Origin of the sequence: Bartonella sp. TT29SHDZB (assembly GCF_042193395.1) — a bacterium.
GTDB lineage: Bacteria > Pseudomonadota > Alphaproteobacteria > Rhizobiales > Rhizobiaceae > Bartonella.
Genome location: NZ_JBHILQ010000011.1, coordinates 30,090 through 52,167, shown reverse-complemented (window position 1 = coordinate 52,167; position 22,078 = coordinate 30,090). Strand labels below are relative to the sequence as shown.

17 protein-coding genes are annotated in these 22,078 nt (G+C 36.6%); 6 read left to right on the top strand and 11 right to left on the bottom strand.

Annotation, left to right across the window (positions count from 1 at the left end; translation table 11 throughout):
- Positions 1 to 47: 47 nt before the first annotated feature.
- Positions 48 to 989 carry a glycine--tRNA ligase subunit alpha gene (locus ACFIJJ_RS06485; protein WP_375646381.1) on the top strand — a complete coding sequence of 314 codons (942 nt, stop codon included), beginning with the start codon at positions 48 to 50 and terminating at the stop codon, positions 987 to 989.
- Complete coding sequence (glyS, locus tag ACFIJJ_RS06480) at positions 989 to 3,211, top strand: glycine--tRNA ligase subunit beta (RefSeq protein WP_375646380.1); 2,223 nt, start codon at positions 989 to 991, stop codon at positions 3,209 to 3,211. The genes ACFIJJ_RS06485 and glyS overlap by 1 nt, the downstream gene beginning before the upstream one ends.
- Positions 3,212 to 3,335: 124 nt before the next feature.
- Here glyS and ACFIJJ_RS06475 read toward each other — a convergent pair whose 3' ends face one another.
- From ACFIJJ_RS06475 to ACFIJJ_RS06440, 8 genes are all read right to left on the bottom strand, one after another.
- Entirely contained in the window at positions 3,336 to 3,830 is a 495-nt protein-coding gene (locus ACFIJJ_RS06475) for a F0F1 ATP synthase subunit B (RefSeq protein ID WP_375623558.1), read from the bottom strand.
- Positions 3,831 to 3,841: 11 nt separating this feature from the next.
- A complete protein-coding gene (locus ACFIJJ_RS06470) occupies positions 3,842 to 4,408 on the bottom strand; it encodes a F0F1 ATP synthase subunit B (protein ID WP_375646379.1) in 567 nt (188 codons plus the stop codon).
- A 142-nt stretch (positions 4,409 to 4,550) separates the two neighbouring features.
- Positions 4,551 to 4,781, bottom strand: coding sequence for a F0F1 ATP synthase subunit C (locus ACFIJJ_RS06465; RefSeq protein ID WP_005773968.1), 231 nt, complete (start codon positions 4,779 to 4,781; stop codon positions 4,551 to 4,553).
- Between the two features lie 54 nt (positions 4,782 to 4,835).
- The gene (locus ACFIJJ_RS06460; RefSeq protein WP_375623586.1) at positions 4,836 to 5,594 is read right to left on the bottom strand and encodes a F0F1 ATP synthase subunit A; all 759 of its coding nucleotides are present in this window, start codon (positions 5,592 to 5,594) and stop codon (positions 4,836 to 4,838) included.
- A gap of 7 nt (positions 5,595 to 5,601) precedes the next feature.
- Positions 5,602 to 6,033 carry an AtpZ/AtpI family protein gene (locus tag ACFIJJ_RS06455; protein WP_375623553.1) on the bottom strand — a complete coding sequence of 144 codons (432 nt, stop codon included), beginning with the start codon at positions 6,031 to 6,033 and terminating at the stop codon, positions 5,602 to 5,604.
- 1,029 nt (positions 6,034 to 7,062) lie between these two features.
- Entirely contained in the window at positions 7,063 to 8,487 is a 1,425-nt protein-coding gene (gene der / locus ACFIJJ_RS06450; RefSeq protein WP_375646377.1) for a ribosome biogenesis GTPase Der, read from the bottom strand.
- A 4-nt stretch (positions 8,488 to 8,491) separates the two neighbouring features.
- Positions 8,492 to 9,163: a tetratricopeptide repeat protein gene (locus ACFIJJ_RS06445; RefSeq protein WP_375623549.1), complete on the bottom strand. Its 672-nt coding sequence runs from the start codon at positions 9,161 to 9,163 to the stop codon at positions 8,492 to 8,494.
- Between the two features lie 597 nt (positions 9,164 to 9,760).
- Entirely contained in the window at positions 9,761 to 11,533 is a 1,773-nt protein-coding gene (locus ACFIJJ_RS06440; RefSeq protein ID WP_375646376.1) for an SLC13 family permease, read from the bottom strand.
- 354 nt (positions 11,534 to 11,887) lie between these two features.
- On the opposite strand from ACFIJJ_RS06440, the gene ACFIJJ_RS06435 reads away from it, so the two are divergent.
- Positions 11,888 to 13,594, top strand: a complete 1,707-nt coding sequence (locus ACFIJJ_RS06435) for a hypothetical protein (protein WP_375646375.1) — start codon at positions 11,888 to 11,890, stop codon at positions 13,592 to 13,594.
- Positions 13,595 to 13,740: 146 nt separating this feature from the next.
- Positions 13,741 to 15,093, top strand: a complete 1,353-nt coding sequence (gene nhaA, locus ACFIJJ_RS06430) for a Na+/H+ antiporter NhaA (protein ID WP_375623543.1) — start codon at positions 13,741 to 13,743, stop codon at positions 15,091 to 15,093.
- 2,611 nt (positions 15,094 to 17,704) lie between these two features.
- Here the strand turns inward: nhaA and ACFIJJ_RS06425 are convergent.
- Positions 17,705 to 18,961 carry an aspartate kinase gene (locus ACFIJJ_RS06425; RefSeq protein WP_375623541.1) on the bottom strand — a complete coding sequence of 419 codons (1,257 nt, stop codon included), beginning with the start codon at positions 18,959 to 18,961 and terminating at the stop codon, positions 17,705 to 17,707.
- 189 nt (positions 18,962 to 19,150) lie between these two features.
- Here ACFIJJ_RS06425 and ubiG point away from each other — a divergent pair, with 189 nt between their 5' ends.
- The gene (gene ubiG / locus ACFIJJ_RS06420) at positions 19,151 to 19,894 is read left to right on the top strand and encodes a bifunctional 2-polyprenyl-6-hydroxyphenol methylase/3-demethylubiquinol 3-O-methyltransferase UbiG (RefSeq protein WP_375646373.1); all 744 of its coding nucleotides are present in this window, start codon (positions 19,151 to 19,153) and stop codon (positions 19,892 to 19,894) included.
- Positions 19,895 to 19,911: 17 nt separating this feature from the next.
- On the opposite strand, the gene grxC is transcribed toward ubiG, so the two are convergent.
- Positions 19,912 to 20,169: a glutaredoxin 3 gene (gene grxC / locus ACFIJJ_RS06415; protein WP_375623537.1), complete on the bottom strand. Its 258-nt coding sequence runs from the start codon at positions 20,167 to 20,169 to the stop codon at positions 19,912 to 19,914.
- 47 nt (positions 20,170 to 20,216) lie between these two features.
- A complete protein-coding gene (locus ACFIJJ_RS06410) occupies positions 20,217 to 21,002 on the bottom strand; it encodes a ComF family protein (RefSeq protein WP_375623535.1) in 786 nt (261 codons plus the stop codon).
- Between the two features lie 196 nt (positions 21,003 to 21,198).
- Here ACFIJJ_RS06410 and ACFIJJ_RS06405 point away from each other — a divergent pair, with 196 nt between their 5' ends.
- Positions 21,199 to 22,077, top strand: a complete 879-nt coding sequence (locus ACFIJJ_RS06405; RefSeq protein WP_375623533.1) for a methyltransferase — start codon at positions 21,199 to 21,201, stop codon at positions 22,075 to 22,077.
- Position 22,078 lies beyond the last annotated feature (1 nt).

Genomic DNA, 22,078 nt, shown 5'->3' with positions numbered 1-22,078 from the left:
AAAATTACTTTGGTTTTTTGTTTAGTCCAATATAAAGAGTATAAAGCGTGAAACTGCCTGAACATCTTAACCCCAAACGTTCTTTTCAGGGACTAATCTTAACTTTGCAAAATTATTGGGCACACTATGGATGTGCAATTTTGCAACCTTACGATATGGAAGTCGGAGCTGGGACTTTTCATCCAGCAACAACATTACGCTCTCTAGGTCCACGCCCTTGGAAAGTTGCTTATGTCCAACCCTCTCGACGTCCAACAGATGGCCGATATGGTAAGAATCCAAATCGTTTACAACACTATTATCAATTCCAAGTGCTTCTCAAACCCTCTCCGCTCAATCTACAAGAACTTTATATAAAGTCGCTACAAGCTATCGGGCTTGATACAAAACTGCATGATATTCGCTTTGTTGAAGATGATTGGGAAAGTCCCACTCTTGGTGCTTGGGGGCTTGGATGGGAATGCTGGTGCGATGGAATGGAAGTCTCTCAGTTTACTTATTTTCAACAAGTGTGCGGCATTGAATGCGCTCCAGTTTCAGGGGAACTCACATACGGTCTTGAGCGTCTAGCGATGTATATCCAAGGGGTTGATAACGTCTATGACCTTAACTTTAATGGTTTGGAGGGAGAAAACAAAATAAGCTATAGAGATATTTTTTTACAGCCAGAACAGGAATACTCATATTACAACTTCGAATTTGCTGATACAAAACTGCTCCACCAGCATTTTATCGATGCAGAACGCGAATGCAGCGCACTTCTTGATGCTGGAACACCAAATAAAGAAAATGTATTCCATCGCTGTGTTTTTCCTGCCTATGATCAATGTATTAAAGCGAGCCACATCTTTAACCTTTTGCAAGCACGTGGCGTTATTTCTGTAACCGAACGACAAAATTACATTCTTCGCGTTCGTAATCTCGCGCGCCGTTGTGGGGAAGCCTTCTTACTCACAGAAGCTGGACAAATATACACTGGAGAAGCCTAATGTCTGATCTTCTTCTTGAACTTTTCAGTGAAGAAATCCCCGCACGTATGCAACGAAAAGCTGCTGCTGATCTTAAAAAATCTGTTACAGATCAACTTGTGAATGCTGGATTGATCTATGAAGCTGCTCGTGAATATTGGACACCTCGTCGGCTAACATTGGACATACGCGGACTTTCCACACGCTCCAAAGATGTCCATGAAGAACGCAAAGGTCCCAGTATAAAATCACCACAGCATGTAATTGATGGTTTTCTACGTGCAACAGGATTAAACGATATTTCTGAAGCGCATATTGGACATGATGATAAAAAAGGTGATTTTTATATTGCTAAAATTGTTAAAAAAGGTCGAGCTGCAGAAGAAATTATTGCCGATATTTTACCGGATATTATCCGCAACTTTCCGTGGCCGAAATCTATGCGTTGGGGAAAAGATTCAGCACAAAGTGGTACTTTGAAGTGGATTCGACCTTTACAAAACATTCTTTGTATCTTCGGACCAGAAATTGGTGAAACACATGTTATTCCATTTACAATTGGTTCTCTTAAAAGCAATAATTTAACTTATGGTCATCGTTTCTTAAGTGATGGAAAGCCATTTCAAGTGCGCCGCTTTGATGATTATATTACTCAACTTGAAACCCATAAAGTCATTCTGGATGCCGAGAGACGAAAGAATATTATTTTAGCTGATGCCCAAAATCTCTGCTTTGCAAATGGTTTAGAACTGGTTCAAGATAATCCTCTCCTAGAAGAAGTTGCTGGTCTTGTTGAATGGCCTGTTATCCTGATGGGTGATTTTGAAAAATCATTCCTTGATATTCCTCCAGAAATTATTCGCTTGACCATTCGAGCCAATCAAAAATGTTTTGTCACCCGTAAACAAGGAGAAAAAGTAAAACTTTCTCATCATTTTATTCTCGTTTCTAATATTCTTGCAAATGATGAAGGCAAAGAAATTTCGAAAGGAAATAGTAAGGTTGTCCGTGCCCGTCTTTCTGATGCACTTCATTTTTGGCAAACCGATCAGCATGATTTGCCTGATCTTCAACAATTGGAATCTTCTATAAAAAAATTTGAGCTTGATATAAAAAAACCTCTCGATCAAAGAATGGCGCGACTTGATCATTTGAATGTAACTTTTCATACTAAATTAGGTACACAAGGTGAAAGAGTAGAACGCATTGCTACACTCGCACAAGAAATTGCCCCTTTGATACAAACAGATCCTCTTTTAGCAAAACGTGCAGCCATCCTTGCAAAAGCTGATTTGCAAACAGAAATTGTCGGAGAATTTCCTGAACTACAAGGTGTTATGGGAAAAAAATATGCCCTTCTTCAAGGGGAAGATCCTCGCGTAGCTGTAGCAATCGAAGACCATTATAAACCTCAAGGACCAACAGATCGTCTTCCACAAGAACCACTTGCTATAACCGTTATGCTCGCCGACAAAATTGACATGCTCGTTGGCTTTTGGCTCATTAATGAAAAACCAACGGGCTCAAAAGATCCCTATGCATTAAGACGAGCAGCATTGGGAATTATTAGGCTTGTACTTTCGCGAGATTGGAAAATCAATCTTATGCCACTGTTTCAGTTGGCAACAAATCTTTTCTTACAACAAAAAAATAAATATGAAATCTCTCAAAGAGAAAATTCACAATTGCAAAATCTGCTTCCAGAAAAAACAGAATATATTTTATCAGATTTGTTATTCTTTTTTCATGACCGTCTGAAAATCTATCTAAAAGAGGAAGGCGCTCGTTACGATGCCCTTGAAGCCGTTTTAAACAAAGATTCTGATGATTTTTTATTGGTTGCACGTCGTGTCGAATCGCTTATTGCTTTTATCAATACCCACGATGGAATGAACTTTGTAGCCTCTGTAAAACGTACTGCCAATATTCTTGAAAATGAATTTCAAAAAAGCACAACAATAGCGAATGAAATTAATCCTGAGCTCTTTGTCGAGAAAGAAGAAAAGCAGCTCTATCATGCAATCTGTGAAGTAGAAAGAAAGGTTCTTGCCCCCATCAATGCAACAAATTTATCATTTGCCCTCAGTGTGCTAGCGCCACTTGGAAAATTGATTGATATATTTTTTGAAAAAGTATTGGTAAATGATAAAAAACCTGATGTTCGTGCTAATCGTCTTGCTCTTCTCAAACATACTCACATTGTTACACAATCAGTTGCAGACTTCTCAAAACTTGTCATTTAAAATCAAAGAGCCTATTAACTGATAAAAACAATGAAGATAATTTTTTCTTTTTTATGGCTTTTATTAAATTAATATTGAGAAAATTATGCAACCAAAGAGAGTGTTCTTTATCTCTCAAATATCATTAATTAAGATATGTTTTCATTTTGATAAATGATTCTTTCTCAAGAGACTCTTTAATAAGTTCATCTGCCTTGTTAGAATCTATTTCCCTTGCAATAAGAGTACGTGCTGTAGAAATTGCCAAATCAATAGCCGATGAAGAAACCATGCGTATTGCATCTGCTTCTGCTTGGGCAATTTTTTGTTCTGCCAATTTATTGCGGTTCTTTACATATTCTTCTGCTTTTGCACGGGCCTCAGCAATAATAGATTCAACTTCATGCTTTGCTGCTGCAATAATTTCTTGCGCATCTTTTTCTGCTTCTGCATGTTTGCGTTGATATTCAGCCAATATTTCCTGTGCCTCTTCACGAAGACGCAGAGCCTCATCCAGTTCATCTTTGATACGTTTCGCGCGCGCATCAAGATGGTGTATAACCCTCTGTGGTATTTGGAAATAGACTAAAAGAGCCAAAAAAAGAACTAACCCAACAAATGCCCAAAAAGTATCAGTCATCTTTATCTTCCTCAATAATCCGCAGTTTTAATAACTGAACGAACAACTTCCTTACTGATATCAATGTCAATCAATTTTTTCACAATTTCAAGAGCTACTTCTTCAGCGATAGAACCAATATTTTGCATCGCTTTATCCCGAATTTTTGCTATCTGTTTTTCAGCATCTGCGAGTTTTTTCTCTAAACTCTCTTCAATTTCTTTCCGTTCAAGCTCTGCCTTTTCTTTTAATTCTTCACTAGCTACCTGCGCTATAGCCTGCGCATTTAAACGCGCTTCTGCTAATTTCCGCTCATAAGTTTCAACGACAATGTCTGCTTCCTGCTTCATGCGCATTGCCTGATCTAAATCAGATGCGATTCGATCTCGCCGTGTTTCAATAACACCACCAATACGTGGTACAATTACACGAGAGATAAAAAGATAAAAAAGACCGAAAGAAATTGCCAACCAGAAAAAATGCGAACCAAAATGCACAAAATCAAAAGGCGGAAACACACGATTTGCATGCTCTGCCACCTTTTTAATATGTTCTATCGACGTTTCAGTGTTCTGTGCATAAGCGCTTGAAACAAACATCTTCTTTCATCCTTTAAATAGCTTATTAAAGCCCTCTATAACCGATGATAACTGACTGACATCTCTCTGGCATCTCTCTGGTTAAGAGCTAAAAGGGTAAATCTTTCCTCATGCAAGAACAGATATACCCTTTTGATGATGATCAAACCCCAAAAAGAAGTAATAAAGCAATGAGCAATGAAAAAATCCCCAAAGCTTCTGTTACAGCAAAACCAAAGACGAGACGTCCAAACTGACTATCTGCTGCTGATGGATTTCGTAATGCACCAGAAAGATAGCTACCAAAAATATTACCAAGTCCTAAAGCTGTTCCAGCCATACCAAAGCAAGCAAGACCAGCACCAATATATTTTGCTGCAAGCACCATTTCCATGTTATTCTCCTTTAAAGCAAAATTGCATTATTCGACGGAAAACCGCCAGTTCTATTAATGTCCTGGATGAATTGCATCATTAAGATACATACAAGTTAAAACCGTAAAGACGTAAGCCTGAAGGAATGCGACCAAAAACTCAAGAGCAGTAATTGCTACAGTCATAATAAGCGGTAAAATCGAACCACCCACACCTACAAGTCCTACCCCAATCATTGAAACAACAAACCCAGAAAACACTTTAAGCGTAATATGACCAGCAAGCATATTCGCAAAAAGACGAAGAGAAAGACTAATTGGACGGGAGAGAAAAGAAATAACCTCAATCATTGTCACCAGAGGTAAAACCACAACAGGAACTCCACTGGGAACGAACAGTTTCAAAAAACTGACCCCATGCTTATAAAAGCCATAACCAATCACCGTCAAAATTACCACCATTGCTAACGAAAACGTGATCATGATTTGAGACGTAACCGTATAAAAATAAGGAAAGAGACCAATAAAGTTAGCAACTAAAATAAAAGTAAACAGAGAAAAAACTAAAGGAAAAAACTGCATCCCCTGCACACCAGATGATTCCCGCAGAGTCGATGCTACAAATTCATATGCCATTTCCGAAAGAGACTGCATCCGCGTTGGAACCAATCCACGACTCGATGACGAAATAAAGAGAAAAATAGAAGTTACAACAACCGTAAGGACTGTAAACAATGATACATTTGTAAACGATAAATCCATATTTCCTATGGAAATCTTAATCAGCCTTGAAACCTCAAACTGATGAATAGGATCTGGAGCGTGCGCTGTCACTTCAACCTCATTTATCGGACCTCTCATTGGCCCCTTTATCTTGTTTTTGGCGCAATGCGCCTTTTTTTCCTAATTGACTGGAGGAAACATACCCCACAGACCGAAGAATACTCAATACACCAGCAGCAAACCCAAAGAAGAGAAAAAATACCAATCCCCAAGGCCATGAACCTGCTAACTTATCAAACCCCACCCCCAAAACAATACCAACTATAATACTTGCCAGAAACTCACTGGAAAGCTTAATTGCACCTGCCATCCTTCCTTGTGATTTTTCCCGCTTATTCCTATGCTCCCGCTTCTTTAATGCTTGCTTGCGCACTAAAGCTACGCTTAAGTTCCTACTACGACATTCCAAATCCTCTGAATGAAGACTCTCTCCTTGCTTTTCTTCTTCAGCCTCCTTACGGCTCATAACGGGTTTCTCGCCCATCGCCATCATTGGCTCCTTAATTAAAAAGCAACGTAAGAATACATTTCATAAAACCGTGTGCATCATATTGTTCCCGAATTTATTCGTCAAGATACTAAAAGAAATCTATCACCAATTTATCGTATAAATTTTATTGCAGAAATAACGTATTTTTCAATTTACATGCTTTCTTAAAAAGATATTCTGAGCACCTAAACCGATTTCACGACAACACCCGTGAATGTATAACGAAAAGTTCCCGTGAATAATATAAAACTCATAGAACAACCATTTTTACTATTAACGAAAGGTGTCAACTGATACCATCTTATTTTCCGGCTCCCAATGTTATATCAATCCTAGTTTTGAAAGAGAACATAGAAAGCTAAAAAACAGTATGAGAGCGTTGGTTTGCACCTTTTATTCAAATAAACTTGCACTTTTTATTTTATGAAAATGATAATAATCAATGGTTTCTATATGATCCTATTCGCAAAGTATTTTACATATGCCTTTACAGGTCCCATCACGAAATGAGCTTGAGGGTATTAAGAGAAGTTCCTTTAAATACGATTACCATACCACTTTATACAATTTTAATCCACTTTTATGAACTTCGCTCTTTACAATTGAATATCGTTAGATTTAGCAAGTATTTTTGCTTTTTATTCAGACAAACTATCGTAAGCAAAAGCGCTTATTCATAATCTTTATTTTTATGAAACGATAATCTAATACTGCTTTTCACACAAGCATTATAATTATATTCCCCTACCCTCATATTGCATCTATTCTTGCACTTAAATAACCCATTAAGAGAATTTATGGACTCTTTCTTAAATACTCCCTATCACACTCTTCTCATGACATGCAAATAAATGATTTTTATCAAGATGAAAGAGCTCTATTCAATAGCGCTTAATGATAAATAATCATCAATAAAATTAAAACTGTAGCAAATAAAATTTTAATTTTATGAAACGAGAAACCATTGAAAAAACTTATTTTTAAGATTCTTAGGTATAGATTTCAGTTACTGAAAAAATTAAAGAGTTATCATTTCTTCTTGGAACGTGTCGCAAAAGGATTATCAGAGGCTCGTAATGATATGCGAACGGGTATACCAGATATATCAAATGTTTCACGTAACCCATTGACAAGATAACGCAAATACGACTGGGGCATACTTTTGGGGCGCGAGCAGGAAATCATAAATCCAGGAGGACGTGTCTTAACCTGTGTGATGTATTTAACCTTAAGTCGACGTCCAGAAACCGCAGGAGGTGGATGATGTGCCACAACAGTTCCAAGCCATTGGTTCAATTTAGCCGTCGAAATGCGACGATTCCATACACGGTGCATCATCATGACATTTTCCATTAGTTTATCAATCCCTTGACCATATTGTCCTGATAAAGGAACGGCTCTCAAACCACGAACTTGAGGAAGAAATCGAGCACATTTTTCATGCAAATCAATCAATGTGGTCTGACTGTTTTCAATAAGGTCCCACTTATTGAAAGCAATAACTGGAACACGCCCTTCACGAATCACAAGATCAGCAATTTGTAAATCCTGCTTTTCAAAAGGTATCGTTGCATCAAAAACAATGACCACCACTTCTGCAAAACGAATAGCACGCAAAGTATCTGCAACAGATAGTTTTTCTAGTTTTTCTTGAATTCTCGATTTTCGACGTAAACCTGCAGTATCAAAAAGTTTAATATGACGACCACGCCATTCCCAATCTACAGAAATAGAATCACGCGTGAGTCCTGCTTCTGGTCCTGTTAACAATCGCTCTTGTTTCAACATACTATTGATAAGAGTGGATTTTCCTGTATTGGGACGCCCCGCAATTGCAATCCTAATGGGCTTACTTTCATCGTAAATAAGCTCCTCTTCTCCCAAATCCTTTACATCATCACCAACAGATGCAGGTTGTATCATTCTATCTTCTTCTTTGTTGTTGCCAAAAACATGCTCTGACCCAACAGCATCTATAATTGCATCACGCAGATCACTAAGTCCCAAACCATGTTCAGCCGATATTGGGCACGGCTCCCCCAAACCTAATGACCACGCCTCATACTCTCCTCCTGTTGCCGCTCTTGACTCAGACTTATTGGCAACAAGCACAATTGGCTTTCCTGATTTGCGAACCAATGAAGAAAAATTTAAATCACTTGGTGTTATTCCGCTCTTTGCATCAAATACAAATAAAATTAGATCCGCTTCATCAATTGCAACTTTTGTATGAGAACGCATACGCCCCTCAAGTGTATGATCACTTGCTTCTTCCAGCCCAGCCGTATCAATCACATCAAAACGTAGATCTTGAAGTTTTGCCGCATGAATACGCCGATCACGTGTTACACCAGGCTTATCATCAACCAAAGCCAATTTTTGCCCAACCAAACGATTAAATAGTGTTGACTTCCCAACATTGGGACGACCAACGATAGCAATGGTAAGGCTCATCGATTTATTCCTTATTTGCCTTGCCCTCAGCTTGTATAAGCTCAAGCATCATTCGAGCCCGATTTGTTATTTTTAAACCCAAAGCACCTTCTTCAGAAATTTTCTTAAAATAATAAACCGCTTCATCCATTTTATCCGCCTTATAAGCAGCTAAGCCTAAAGCTTCTCTTGCAGACATACGCATAGGATCGGTATCACTTGCCATATCTTTGATACGCTTTTCAACATCAGCTAATGTCCCTGTATCAACCAGAATATAAGCCGCCCGAATTTTTGCAACTTTCTGCAAAATCTGCGGTGCTTTCTCATCCGCTGCAACAGAATCAAAGATCTCCACTGACTTAATAATATCACCTTTCTCCATGAGTAAAGAAGCCTCACGTAAACGAGCAAGAAAAGGATACCCCCCAAAATGAGAGGTTTTAACAGTTTCTAATTGCTTTATCGCTTTATCAAAATCACGTGTATCCGCAAGATCAAGACTTTTTACAAATGCATCACCAATATAACCAGCTTTCTTTATTTGCGTATAATGATAAACTTGATAAGCAACTATCATGAATATAAAAAGAATAGCTGCTCCAATAATTGAAAAGCCATACCGTCTCCAAAAAGCAAGCGCCTTTTCCTGACGAAATTCTGCATTAACTTCAGCAATAAAACTATCATACGACATATATCATACCTTGAAAAAAGTTACTTTATCTGTGCTTTTACGCATAAATGGATAAAGATGGTAGTCCTAATTAACTAAAAATCTTTAAATTGCTCGTTTATTTATTTTAAATCAATATGTAGCCAATTCAATCAGATTTTTGCAACAGTCTTAATTGAAAATGATGTAAGCCCCTATTTGTACACATTACAGCTTTTACATATATTGAGTCTTATGAAAAATTCACTGCCTTAATATTCATCATGATTGCCTATCATCTCAAGCGAACTTTCTCTCCATTATATAGAGGATAATCTTTTAAAATCTTCAACCGCAATCGTTGGTTGTATTGGATTACAGAATTATAATAGAAAAACCAATTCTTAAAAAAACAGTAAATTTCCACGAATATCTACTAAAACCAAATAGATAAATTTTTATCTGTATCAAAAACACCGAAGCGCCATGATGAAAGTGCAGTATAATTCCAAATCTTCAGTTAAAGCTCTTTATATAAAGTGTATCCCTTCAACTTATTATCTTCATACGATTAACAATTATTATCTTCATACGATTAACAACCTTTTGTAATTGATCCTTAAAGTTTCTAAAAATATCTTATTGTAATGGCCAAACCCACATAAGCATTGGAACAGCAACAATAACGATCAACACCGCCAATGGAGCCCCCAAACGTGGATAATCACTAAAACGATATCCTCCTGGCGCCATCACGAGCATATTACTTTGATGTCCAATAGGTGTAAGAAACTCACATCCCGCACCAATTGCAACAGCCATCAAAAAAGCTTCAGGCTTATAATGAAGGGAATGAGCAAAACTTGACGCAATTGGTGCGACCATCATCACTGTTGCTGCATTATTCAAAAATGGTGTGACCAACATAGCTGTCACCAACATAAGCGCTAAAGCACCAGATGGCGGGAAAAATATTGCTAATTGGCTCAGCCATTGACCAATGAGATCCGTACATCCTGTTTTCTCTAACGCTTCACTCACTGGAATAAGAGCCGCTAATAGCACTAGTATTGGACCATCTAATGCCTGATACAGATCACGTGCGGGCAAAACACGAAAGATCACCATTGCAGCAGCAGCAGAAAAGAAAGAAAAAGCAACTGGAACAATATGAAAAGCTGTAAAAATAATTGCTATAAATAAAATAGCTAACGAGATGAAACCATGTCGTAAATTTCCAAACACAATATTTCGTTTTGCTAGGGGCAAGCATTTCAATTCTCTTAATAAATTGGGAATAACTGCATCCTGTCCTTGCAAAACAATCACATCTCCAAGATGGAAAATAATATCATCAAGTCTTCCCCGCACCCTTTCATGTTGACGACTTAACGCAAGAAAATTTACATTATAGCGATCAAATAAGGAAAACTCTTTCGCACTAATACCGATAAGAGGTGAATTATGGGTAATGACTGCTTCAATAATATCAATATCACTGTCCTTATCACCTGCAGCAATAGTTCGCCCCTTAGAAAACTCTAAACGAGCAGAATTCATCACGCTATCTAACCCTGTATGTGATCCTTCCAGCAAAATAATATCATTTTCAGACAAAACAAAATCTGGTAATGGTGAAATAGATACTTTGTTTCTGATGATTTGAATCACCATAACATCACCACTTGATGGCTTAACCAAATCAACAATATTTTTTCCCACAATCGGTGAATTTATTGGAATATGCACTTCTGCAACATAATTACGGATATCAATGGCATCATCAAACGATACACCTGAACGCACACGCACAGGCAAAAGCCAATAAAAAAGAACCAAATATAAAACACCAACCGTCGCAATAACCGCACCAACTGGTGTAAAATCAAACATAGTAAAAGGTGTTCCTGTTAAACGTTCTTGCATCGCTGAAATAACAACATTGGGAGATGTTCCTATCTGTGTCATAAGCCCCCCCAACAAAGAACCAAAAGCCATGGGCATCAAAAAGACAGAAGGAGAAACCTGAGAACGACGAGCAAACTGAAAAGCTATTGGAAGCATAATAGCTAAAGCACCAATATTTTTAACAAACATTGATAATACAACAACAGAAAGAACCAAAAAAGCTAATTGAAGACGCACCGATTTCACGTCTGGCCATATCCGTTGAATAATAAATTCCATTATACCAGAGCGAGATACAGCAGTACTGACAACAAACACACTCCCCACGATAATAACGATATCATTACTAAAACCGCTAAAAGCTTCCTTCGGGCTGACAAGACCAGTAGCACAAGCTATCAATAATGTACAAATAGCAACAAGATCATAACGAAATCGATCCCAAATAAAAACAACCATCATGAGACCAATGATCAAAAAGGCCATTATTTGATTTTCTGTCATAACACTCACTTCTCCCCATTAAATTATAATGAACAAAAACATATCTGTTATGTTTTAAATATTCCTGTAAACAGCAGCAAGATAAAAGCAGACATCGGAATATTTTAAGATAATTTAAAAGTGATAAAAAATTATGATGTGCATAAACCTGCCTCTCCTTATTATGCGTGCTTTTCTATAAAGTGCTGAACCCAAAGAAAATTGATAAAAGTTGATAAAGCTATATTGCAAAAAAGATGAGAATAACTCTAATATAGAGAGTAGATAATTGTTGAAACTGGTACACGCTATATTTAAACCTTTGTCGTTGCTTAAAAGAATTTATCTTCACTCTTAATTCAAAGAGTGATAAAAATGAAAGAAGAAAGAATGGTCAATCTTAGTAGTGGGTATCAAAGTAACCTCAGATATTGGCTCACTTGCATTATTGGATTTGTTGCTATCTTGGCAATTATAATTGTTGGGGGATTTTATATTGCAAAACCTTATCTTGACAGTTTTGTAAGAAAAGAAATAGCCCGTCGTGCCATAAAAGCCGAAACATCTGAAATAAGCATTCTAGGTAAAGTCAATTTGAAGAATGTGACATTACCCGTTCCAGCTGGTACATCACTTAAAATTGGTGCCATTTCTGCCCGTCCTCCTCTTTCCTTTATTCCCGGAACTTTTACATTTTATAATGTTGATTTAAAGCATAATGATATTCATGTGCAAATCCCCCAAATTTCTCTTCGGAATGTATCCTTAAAAGAAAAAGATAGAACGATAACATCACGTCTTTTACAATCAATGATGCGTATTGAGCTTTCCTCAATTATTGCTCCCAATATACAACTTTCTATAGAAAATAAAAATAACCGAACAGAAACGGTTAAAATCAAGAATTTCCAGCTTTCTGATTTTAAAAATAACCATATCCATTCAGTTAGTATCAAAAATATGGATCTTAAAACGGTCGTAGCAAATGGTACCAAACAGATGCAATTTATGGCTAAAAGTGATACAATAAAAGCCAATGATATCGACATAAACTATGCCTACTCTATCATTTTTGGAAAAAACAATGCTCTCAATCAAGGTAAAACCGTTACTGGCCCCATTTCTCTGAATAATATAAGTGTCGATATTTTTGAAGAAGCAGAAAAAAATAGCTCTTTCTTCCTTGGACAGTTTAAAACATCTGGTTTAAAGATGAAACCGCTTGAACAAACTCCTGAAAAATTAATCAAAGCTTATCTTAATGCAAGAAAAGAGAATAATAAAATCGCTGAAAAAGTAGCACAAAATGGTCTTCTTCTAAACATACTGCTCGCCATTACCTCAGCGGATGCCAAAGTTGATAATATCACCGTTGATATACCGCAGTTGAAAGCAACGCTCGAATCATTCCAATTCAAACCAAGTTTGTGGAAACAACCTATCCCTAAAAAGCTTTTTCTTTCTCTCAATAACCTTTCCGTTTTACCTAAAAAAATGAATGAAAAAGACTTAGAGTTCTTCAAAAATCTGAACTTTGAGCGCTTTAATGTTTCAGGAAAAATTGATATTTCTTACGATGAAAAAAAACGTATGCTCTTTCTTGATACAATGTCTTTCAATATGAAAAACGTTGGATCTGGGAACATCTCGGCTAAGGTTATTGATGTTGATGAAAAGCTTTTTTCTGGTCAGAAAAATATAATGATTGCTGCGTCTCAAGACCTTGGCATCAATGAAATTGATATACAATATACGGATGCAGGTTTCATTGATAAGCTTTTTTCTTATCTTGCGCAAAATCTTAATGACAGCCAACACGATCTAAAAAAGGAACTTTATGACGATTTCTATCTAATGATGACGCAGACCCCAAAAATTCTGATAAAAAATCATGCCGAAGCAGAAAAAATTTCAAAATCCTTAGGAGAATTTGCTAAAAATCCACAAACATTGATCGTTAAAATTAAAGCAAATGATAATAAAGGTCTCGCAATAGTTGATCTCGAATCTGCTCTACAAAATGATCTATCCAAGGCTTTAAGCAAAGTACATCTCACTATTAAAAATGAAACATCACCTTAAACATTTTGTGCTTTAAATATGATGATCTTACCTATAAATTAAGAACTTTATTCCTCTTTTTTCTTTTATATGATACAGAAGGTATCATACAGAGTCATTTATACAGAGAATATAGAATCTAAAATTGTCGATGCTTGGAGTTGTTCATGTCTGATTTATCTTCAAATCGCCTGCCTAATCGCGCTTCTCGTGTCACCAATCAAGCGCTTTCTGCTATCGAGCGTTTTCTCCATATTGAAGCTCTCAGCGGTGTTGTTCTTTTATTAGCTGCTGCTTCTGCACTTATTTTTGCCAATTCTAAATATGCTGCTTTCTATGAATCTTTTTGGCATACACCTCTTGGCTTTAATTTGGGTCATTTCACTCTTTCATGGGATTTACATTTCTGGGTTAATGATGCCCTTATGACTATTTTCTTTCTCGTCGCTGGAATGGAAATTCGACGCGAAATTCATGAAGGGGCTCTTGCCGATTTTAAACAAGCAATCTTACCAATTGTTGCTGCAATAGGGGGCGTTTGTGTTCCTGCAATTATTTACTTTATCTTCAATTTTAACGAGGGACATATGCGCGGTTGGGCTGTGCCAACAGCAACAGATATTGCCTTTGCTCTAGGTATTCTTGCTCTTCTCGGAAAAAAAATTCCTTCTAATCTTCATATTATTCTTCTATCATTAGCGATTATTGACGATATTATCGCTGTTCTTATTATTGCTTTTTTCTACTCAACAAACATTGATCCTAGCGGTTTAATGATTGCAGGAGCGGGTATTGCTTTGGTACTATTTTTTCAGTGGATCGGGCTTGCATCAGCATGGCTTTACATTTTACCTGGTGCAATCATTTGGTGGGGGTTAATGGTAACAGGCGTTCACCCATCGCTTGCTGGCGTAATCTTAGGGATGATGACTCCCGTTCTTCCTACCCGTACTCTTGTAGCGCCACTCACCATGCTCAGTAACGCTATGCAAATTCTTCAAGAAAAAAATACAAAAACAGATCTGCATCATATTTCAACAGCATTAAAAAAGATGCGCAAAGGACAACGGGCCATGATTGCCCCAGTAACACGTGTTCAAAAAGCATTGCATCCATGGGTTGCATACGTTATCATGCCAGTTTTCGCCTTCGCAAATGCAGGAGTAAGTTTTGCAAACTTTGATCTTTCTTCTGACAAATCATTCTTGATTGTTCTAGGTGTTGTCATTGGTCTTTTCATCGGTAAGCCTCTTGGTATTATCACTGCCAGTTATATAGCTGTAAAATCAGGGTTATGCCGCCTACCCCCTCATATGACCTGGACAGGTGTTTTACTCATTGGTTTTTTAGCAGGAATTGGCTTTACAATGTCTATCTTTGTTTCAATGCTCGCTTTTAAAGATATTATTCTGCTTGATGCGGCAAAAATTGGGGTCCTTTGTGGCTCTGGTTTATCTGCCCTTATCGGTCTGGGATATGGATTTATTTATATTAAGCGCGATAAAGGAATTTCTCAGTAGTTCCTAACAAACTAACTGAAAATACATTTTTATGCAGAAATTCTAAAAAGTAATTTTGCCCATTTGTTCGATTTGGACGATATTTAATGTAAAATCCGTTGTCTCGCCTCATCTTTACACTTATGAAGGAGAAAACTAACATCATCATACTATTTACTAGCCTCTAATGTTGCAACAACCTTTGGCACTCGAGAGGAATCATAAGAGATATTTTTATTCCTTTCTTCAATATTCTTTTACTCATGCACCGACTCCACTCATGGTGTGCACAAAAATGATTTTAATTGTTTCAATATGAAAGGCTTCGTGGTTTCAGAAAAGCTGTCTTTAGTTGGGACTATAATTCACTATAAAGAAAAATTTAATTATTATAAATCAATATCTTATTTTTAATAATAAGAAAAGATAAGAATAAGCAAAGTTCAATAATCAGTTAAGTAATTCCATGACTTATTTTTCCTAATAAACCACCTTCCTCGTTTCTGATTTTATTGCGGTATTCTAAATAACTTTAATTTTTATCTTCTTAAAAGCACATTATTTGGGGATAAAAATATTTGATTTGTCATTATAAATCTTGAATGGAGTCCAAATATCGTAAGATTTTCTTATTTCAAATCTGTATATGATGAATCAATCAAGACTATTCTCTTACACGTCACAAGCTGAGGAAGAGTATGGATTATTTGAAGAAAGAAGACTGATTCACCATATCCATACAAGAGTTGTTCAACACGAAAACTAAAAATTAAATGATGACGACAAACTGACACCTTTGATCTAAGTAAAGGAGATGGGGCGCACAATGGCTTTACCGTTATATCATTCAGGTCGGTGCCGTGAAATGGACTTGGAGGAATTGAGATATATTTTTTCAAAACAAGCGCATAAATTAACACTATAATAGCGTTTTGTTTTATGTGAAAGGCATATACGATTTAAATAACGCAATAAACAAAAACGTAAACCAATGTGTAATATCCATTATTTAAAAGATATTGCTGTCAATCCCTTTGAAAGTTGTAAAGCAGAATTAAAAGGAAGTTGTAAAATGGAAGCTGGTTTTCACTTTTATGGCTTCATATTCTCCCCCAATTAGGTTTTATCTCCATTTCAGAAATTACCCCACTAGGTATACGCAACATCCTTATTCCTATCTGGCATACAAAAACAGAAGTTGCTCGTAGGACCCTTATCCGTCTCAATATACCATCAAATATGCATCTGCACTGACATTAGATATTGATACAGGTAACAAAAAACAAAAGATTTATTTGGAATAACAACGTCATAACATCACTACTAAATTGACAATGGAGTGGAAAAATATTCCCGTTTTTTATCATCGACACATCGCTTGTCTCACTCCATGAAAGAATTAAACTTGAAGCATGTTTCCATAGGGAGCACTCTAGTTTACGTAATTAACTCGCGGGAAAAAAACTAGTCATTTAGGCTATTCTAAAACATATGATTGGTGGAAAAATAGAGCATATATATCGTTGTTCTCCCCTTTTCCCGCTCTTATTTGATATTTATTTTCTTTTTGTTTAAAGAGCTCGCTCTATATTTTTTGATACCATAAAATACTCTTCATAGATAATTTAAAAAGCAATATTTCCGAGACTTTCAAATTATACAACGCCACATAAAATACAAGAAGAGTAAAATAATATGGCTATATTTCTCACAAGAAGAGATTTACTTACAAAGACCACCATTTGCAAAATATGTAAACATGATAAAAAACTAGCATGATATACTGCAAAAACGAAATAATGTATTTCATGCATGATTGGCAGTATCACACAGAAAATACTTATAATAGAGTAGTTAAGGGAAGAAAGTTAACCTAAAGAACATATGGAGGTATCGAAAACTTTGAAAATCTTAATCATAATTCAAAAAAGAGAAATAGACATGAAAAAAATTTAAGTAATAAAATCATAAAAGAAATACACTATAACATTATCATTAATTTTGATCTATAGTTACATGATTTTATGAAAAGTACTTCTGAAGAAGCTATAAACGCATAAGATATAGTAATTTTGTAACTTATAGCGTAAACATAAATATTGTCTATAGATATAGATTTTTTATTGCCTCATAATACGGAAAAAATTAAATTTGCAAGATACACATAAAGTCATAAACAATCATTTGAAGACAAACTAAACATCTCTAGAAAATACATCATCAATTTTATTTTTGGTAATTCCATCACGAATCTAATGAGCTCCAATTTCTCTAAGATTTATAATATTAAATCTGTATTGACGAGGCTGTCCCTCATGCAACATGCATCCTTTGAATAAACGCACTACATTGCTTCTTATTCTATTAAGGCTTATCGTAAAGACTTCTCGATCCCTCTCTATAGGCTCTAAGACGTTTGTAGACGGCATATTTTATATCCCTTCTTAAACAGTTTTTTACCCAAACATCTTTCTCTTGTAATATATAAGTGACCATTTTTAAATTCATCATGAATAAGTTTAAAATGAGAGAGTTTTGCTGTATTAAATATTCTATTTAAGTTGAAAATATAAATTGTCCTTAACAAAAATTATTAATATATATTAAAGCTTTGTTGGAACTAAAAAAATGCTCATCCCTTATCAAGAGCATAAACAGCATGTAATGTTCTAACCGCAAGTTCAGTGTAAGCACTATCAATCAAAATAGAAATTTTAATTTCTGAGGTTGTGATTGCTTGAATATTAATACCCTTTTCAGCCAAAGCCTTAAAAGCTGTAGCTGCAACACCTGCATGGCTGCGCATTCCAATACCAATCACAGAAACCTTAGCAAGATCGCTTTCAAATTGGAGAACATCAAATCCAATTTCTTTACGATTTTTCTCAAGAAGTGCAACAGCTTTTTCTACATCTGATGACGGTACAGTAAAAGTCATATCAGTTTTTGAGCCATCTTCAGAAATATTTTGCACAATCATATCAACATTAATGCGTTCTTCAGCCAAGGGGCCAAAAATTGCTGCCGAAATCCCTGGGCGATCGGCAAGCCGACGAAGGGAAATTTGTGCTTCATCCTTAGCAAAAGCAATACCAGTAACATTTTGTTGTTCCACGATTTCATCCTCATCGCAAATAAGTGTTCCAGAAGAACTCATTGGATCCTCCATGCCTAAAGCATCAGGATCCTCAAAACTTGAACGCACAAAGGTACGAACCTTATGAACCATAGCCAATTCAACAGAACGAACCTGTAAAACTTTTGCACCAAGAGAAGCCATTTCCAACATTTCTTCAAAAGCTACTTTTGGTAAACGACGCGCTTTCGGTTCTATACGTGGATCGGTTGTATAAACACCATCCACATCTGTATAAATATCACAGCGATCAGCTTTTACAGCCGCTGCTATAGCAACAGCACTTGTATCTGATCCCCCTCGCCCTAAGGTAGAAATCCGGTTATCCGGAGCTAACCCCTGAAAACCAGCAATAACGGCAACCTGACCTTCCTGAAAACACTCGATTAAAAAAGATCCATCAATATTAGTAATACGTGCACGACTATGCGCATTGTCTGTATGAATAGGAATTTGCCAACCAAGCCATGAACGTGCATTCACCCCCATTTCTTGAAGTGTCAAAGCCAACAAACCTGAAGTAACCTGTTCGCCTGAAGCAACCACAACATCATATTCACGAGCATCTCTATGCATGGAGGAAGCATCTCTCGTCCACTGAACAAGTTCATTTGTTTTACCAGCCATCGCAGATACGACAACGGCAACCTCATTGCCTGCATCAACCTCTCTTTTGACATGCCGTGCAACATTATGAATACATTCCATGTTTGCTACAGATGTTCCACCAAATTTCATGACAATGCGCGCCATTAATAACACTCTTACCTTTACATCTTTTATCTCAAACAGTAATGAGAATTAGATGCTGTATCAACTAACCATTTTCTCGACATAGCGAATATCTATCATTTGTGCAAGTTTCATTATGATTATATTAATTTCTCTTGACTTTGTATAAAATCTACTTGACCTGATCATTAAAAATAAAAGGAAAGCAAAATGATAGATAAAACGCCGACAACTATTGATCAAAGTGAAATTGATCACTTTTCACGTATTGCTACAGAATGGTGGAATCCACAAGGAAAATTTCGACCTCTTCATCAATTTAACCCAACACGCCTTGCTTACATCAGAGAAAAAATTTGTTTAGAGTTTAATCGTGACCCTGCCTCACTTACACCCTTTGACAATTTGAAAATTCTTGATATTGGCTGTGGAGGAGGCTTGGTATCTGAACCAATGGCACGTCTTGGTGCTATGGTCGTAGGCGTTGATGCTTCACCAACGAATATTGAAGTCGCAAAAATTCATGCAGCCCAAAATGATCTTTTAATTGACTACCGTACCACTACGGCAGAAGCACTCGCCAATGAAGGAGAAAAATTTGATATCATCCTTAATATGGAAGTTGTTGAACATGTCGCTGACGTTAATCTCTTCATAGCAGCTACAGCAAAAATGCTGAAACCACAAGGGTTGATGTTTGTTGCAACACTCAACCGCACGTGGAAAGCATGGGGACTTGCTATTGTAGGTGCTGAGTATATCCTACGTTGGCTTCCTAAAGGAACACATGATTATAAAAAATTCCTAAAACCGCGAGAACTTAAAAAATTCTTATCACAAAACGCTCTAACTGTCACTGATGAGATAGGTATTACTTATAACCCATTAAAAGACAGCTGGAATCGCTCAAAAGACATGGACGTTAACTACCTCCTTCTCGCAAAACGGTCTTAAGAATATCTCATTTACAACTATTGTATGCCTTGTAATAAAGAATTGAGCTTTCCCTCAGCCTCTAAAGCATAAAGATCATCACAACCGCCAACGTGATAATCACCTATAAAAATTTGCGGAAATGTATTACGTCCATTTGCGCGCTGTACCATTTCTTGGCGAAGGGATGTAGAAGCATCAATATCTGTATATTTTACGCCTTTTTTATTAAGCAAATCACGTGCTTTTGTACAATAAGGACAGTTAGGGCGTGTATAAATTATTATCTCTTTCATAGTATTATCCTCCAATATTTTTTAATAATATTCACTTTAAATTCCTCTTAAGAAGAGGGGAAAATAGAATCTTCTTTGAGAACACGCGAAAATGTTAGCACATCAACCTGTCGTGCACCTGCATCTTTTAATGTAGCAGCTGCTGCCGTAACTGTTGCACCCGTTGTAAATACATCATCAATCAGCAAAACAGAACATCCTTTGAGATATTTTTTAACTTTATGCGAAACCTTAAAAGCATTTTTTACGTTAAGTTTTCTCTCTCTTGAAGAAAGACTAACCTGCGGACGGGTATGCCGACAACGAACAAGCCAACTCGGTTTTAAAAGCTTTTTTTGTGATGCTGCAATGTAACGTGCAAGCTCAGCAGATTGATTATAACGCCTCTCCCAAAAACGACGAAAATGCAATGGAATGGGGATAATAACATCACAATCATCAATAACCTCGCGCCCAGCAAACATCATCCACTTGGCCATAAATGATGCCAATTCTATATGATCACCATATTTTAAGCGCGTTACTAAAGTTCGTGCAAGCCCTTTATGAACAATGACTGAGCGAACACGTGAAAAAGGATAAGAATTACGAAGTGCTTCACCACTGAGAAACCCCTCCCCCATATCACAAACAAAAGGAGTCCCCATAACAGGACAATAAGGTTTCGTGATAAATTGAAGTTCTTTCCAACATTCAGGGCAAATCGTACCATAAGTAGAAACATTTTGCTTACATCCAGGACAAATTGGTGGATAAAGCATCGTTTTCAAGCGTTCAACGAACTTACTTAGTATATCCCCGCTATTTAACGCCGCTTCTCGAAAATACAACATTATAAATTTAGGCTTTTACAAGTTTCCCTCAGAACAAAAGTTCCTTTGTATTTCCTCAATTTATAATTTTAATTCCTTTAAAAACTCTTACCTTCTATAAATTTATTTTCTTTCATATTATAAACTTGACAGAGCTTGCACAAATAATGAACCTTTTCAAAATATATTCTTTCATAGATCGAAAGTGTTCCACAATATGTCGCATCCTTTAATTTTTGATCATAACCGCATTGAACAATTCCGCAAACGCGCTTTCCAAAAAGCAAAAAAAGGATATGACTTTTTACTCTCTCACATGGCAGAAGATCTCTATAAACGTCTTAGCACTGTTGATCGCCTCTTTACATTAGCTCTTGATTTACACAGCCATACAGACCTTGCTGCGCAAGCTTTAATGAAATCTGGAAAAGTTTGTTCCATAGAACGCATTGAAACCGATACGCTTTATCAAAGCCATGATAAAAAATTCTATTTACGTCATCGAGAATTTCTTGATTTACCTCAAAGTTACTGTGACCTTATTGTTTCACTTCTTTCATTACAATTGACCAATGATACCCCTGGTGTTCTAAGCCAGATAAAAAATACCCTTAAACCAGATGGCTTATTTCTTGCTGTTATGGCAGGAGCTGGTACATTAAGAGAATTGCGGGAAAGCCTGCTGCAAGCTGAAAGTGAAATTTATGGTGGAGCAAGCCCTAGGATCTACCCTTTTGCCGACATTCGTGATGCAGGCGCTCTTTTACAGCGTGTTGGCTTTGCCCTGCCTGTAGCAGACGTTGAAGATATCACAATACGTTATAATACAATGTTTGACCTTATGCACGATCTTAAAGCTATGGGAATGCAAAATGCACTCATCAATCGTTCACGACGCCCTGTATCCAAACGTTTTTTTCTCCGCGCAGCTGAAATCTATGCACAACAATTTAGTGATCCTGATGGACGTATTCGTGCACATTTTTCTTTTATCTGGCTCTCTGGTTGGGCTCCTCATCCCAACCAACAAAAACCCCTACAACCTGGTTCAGCGCAAATATCTCTTACGAATGTTTTAAAAACTAAAAAAACATAAT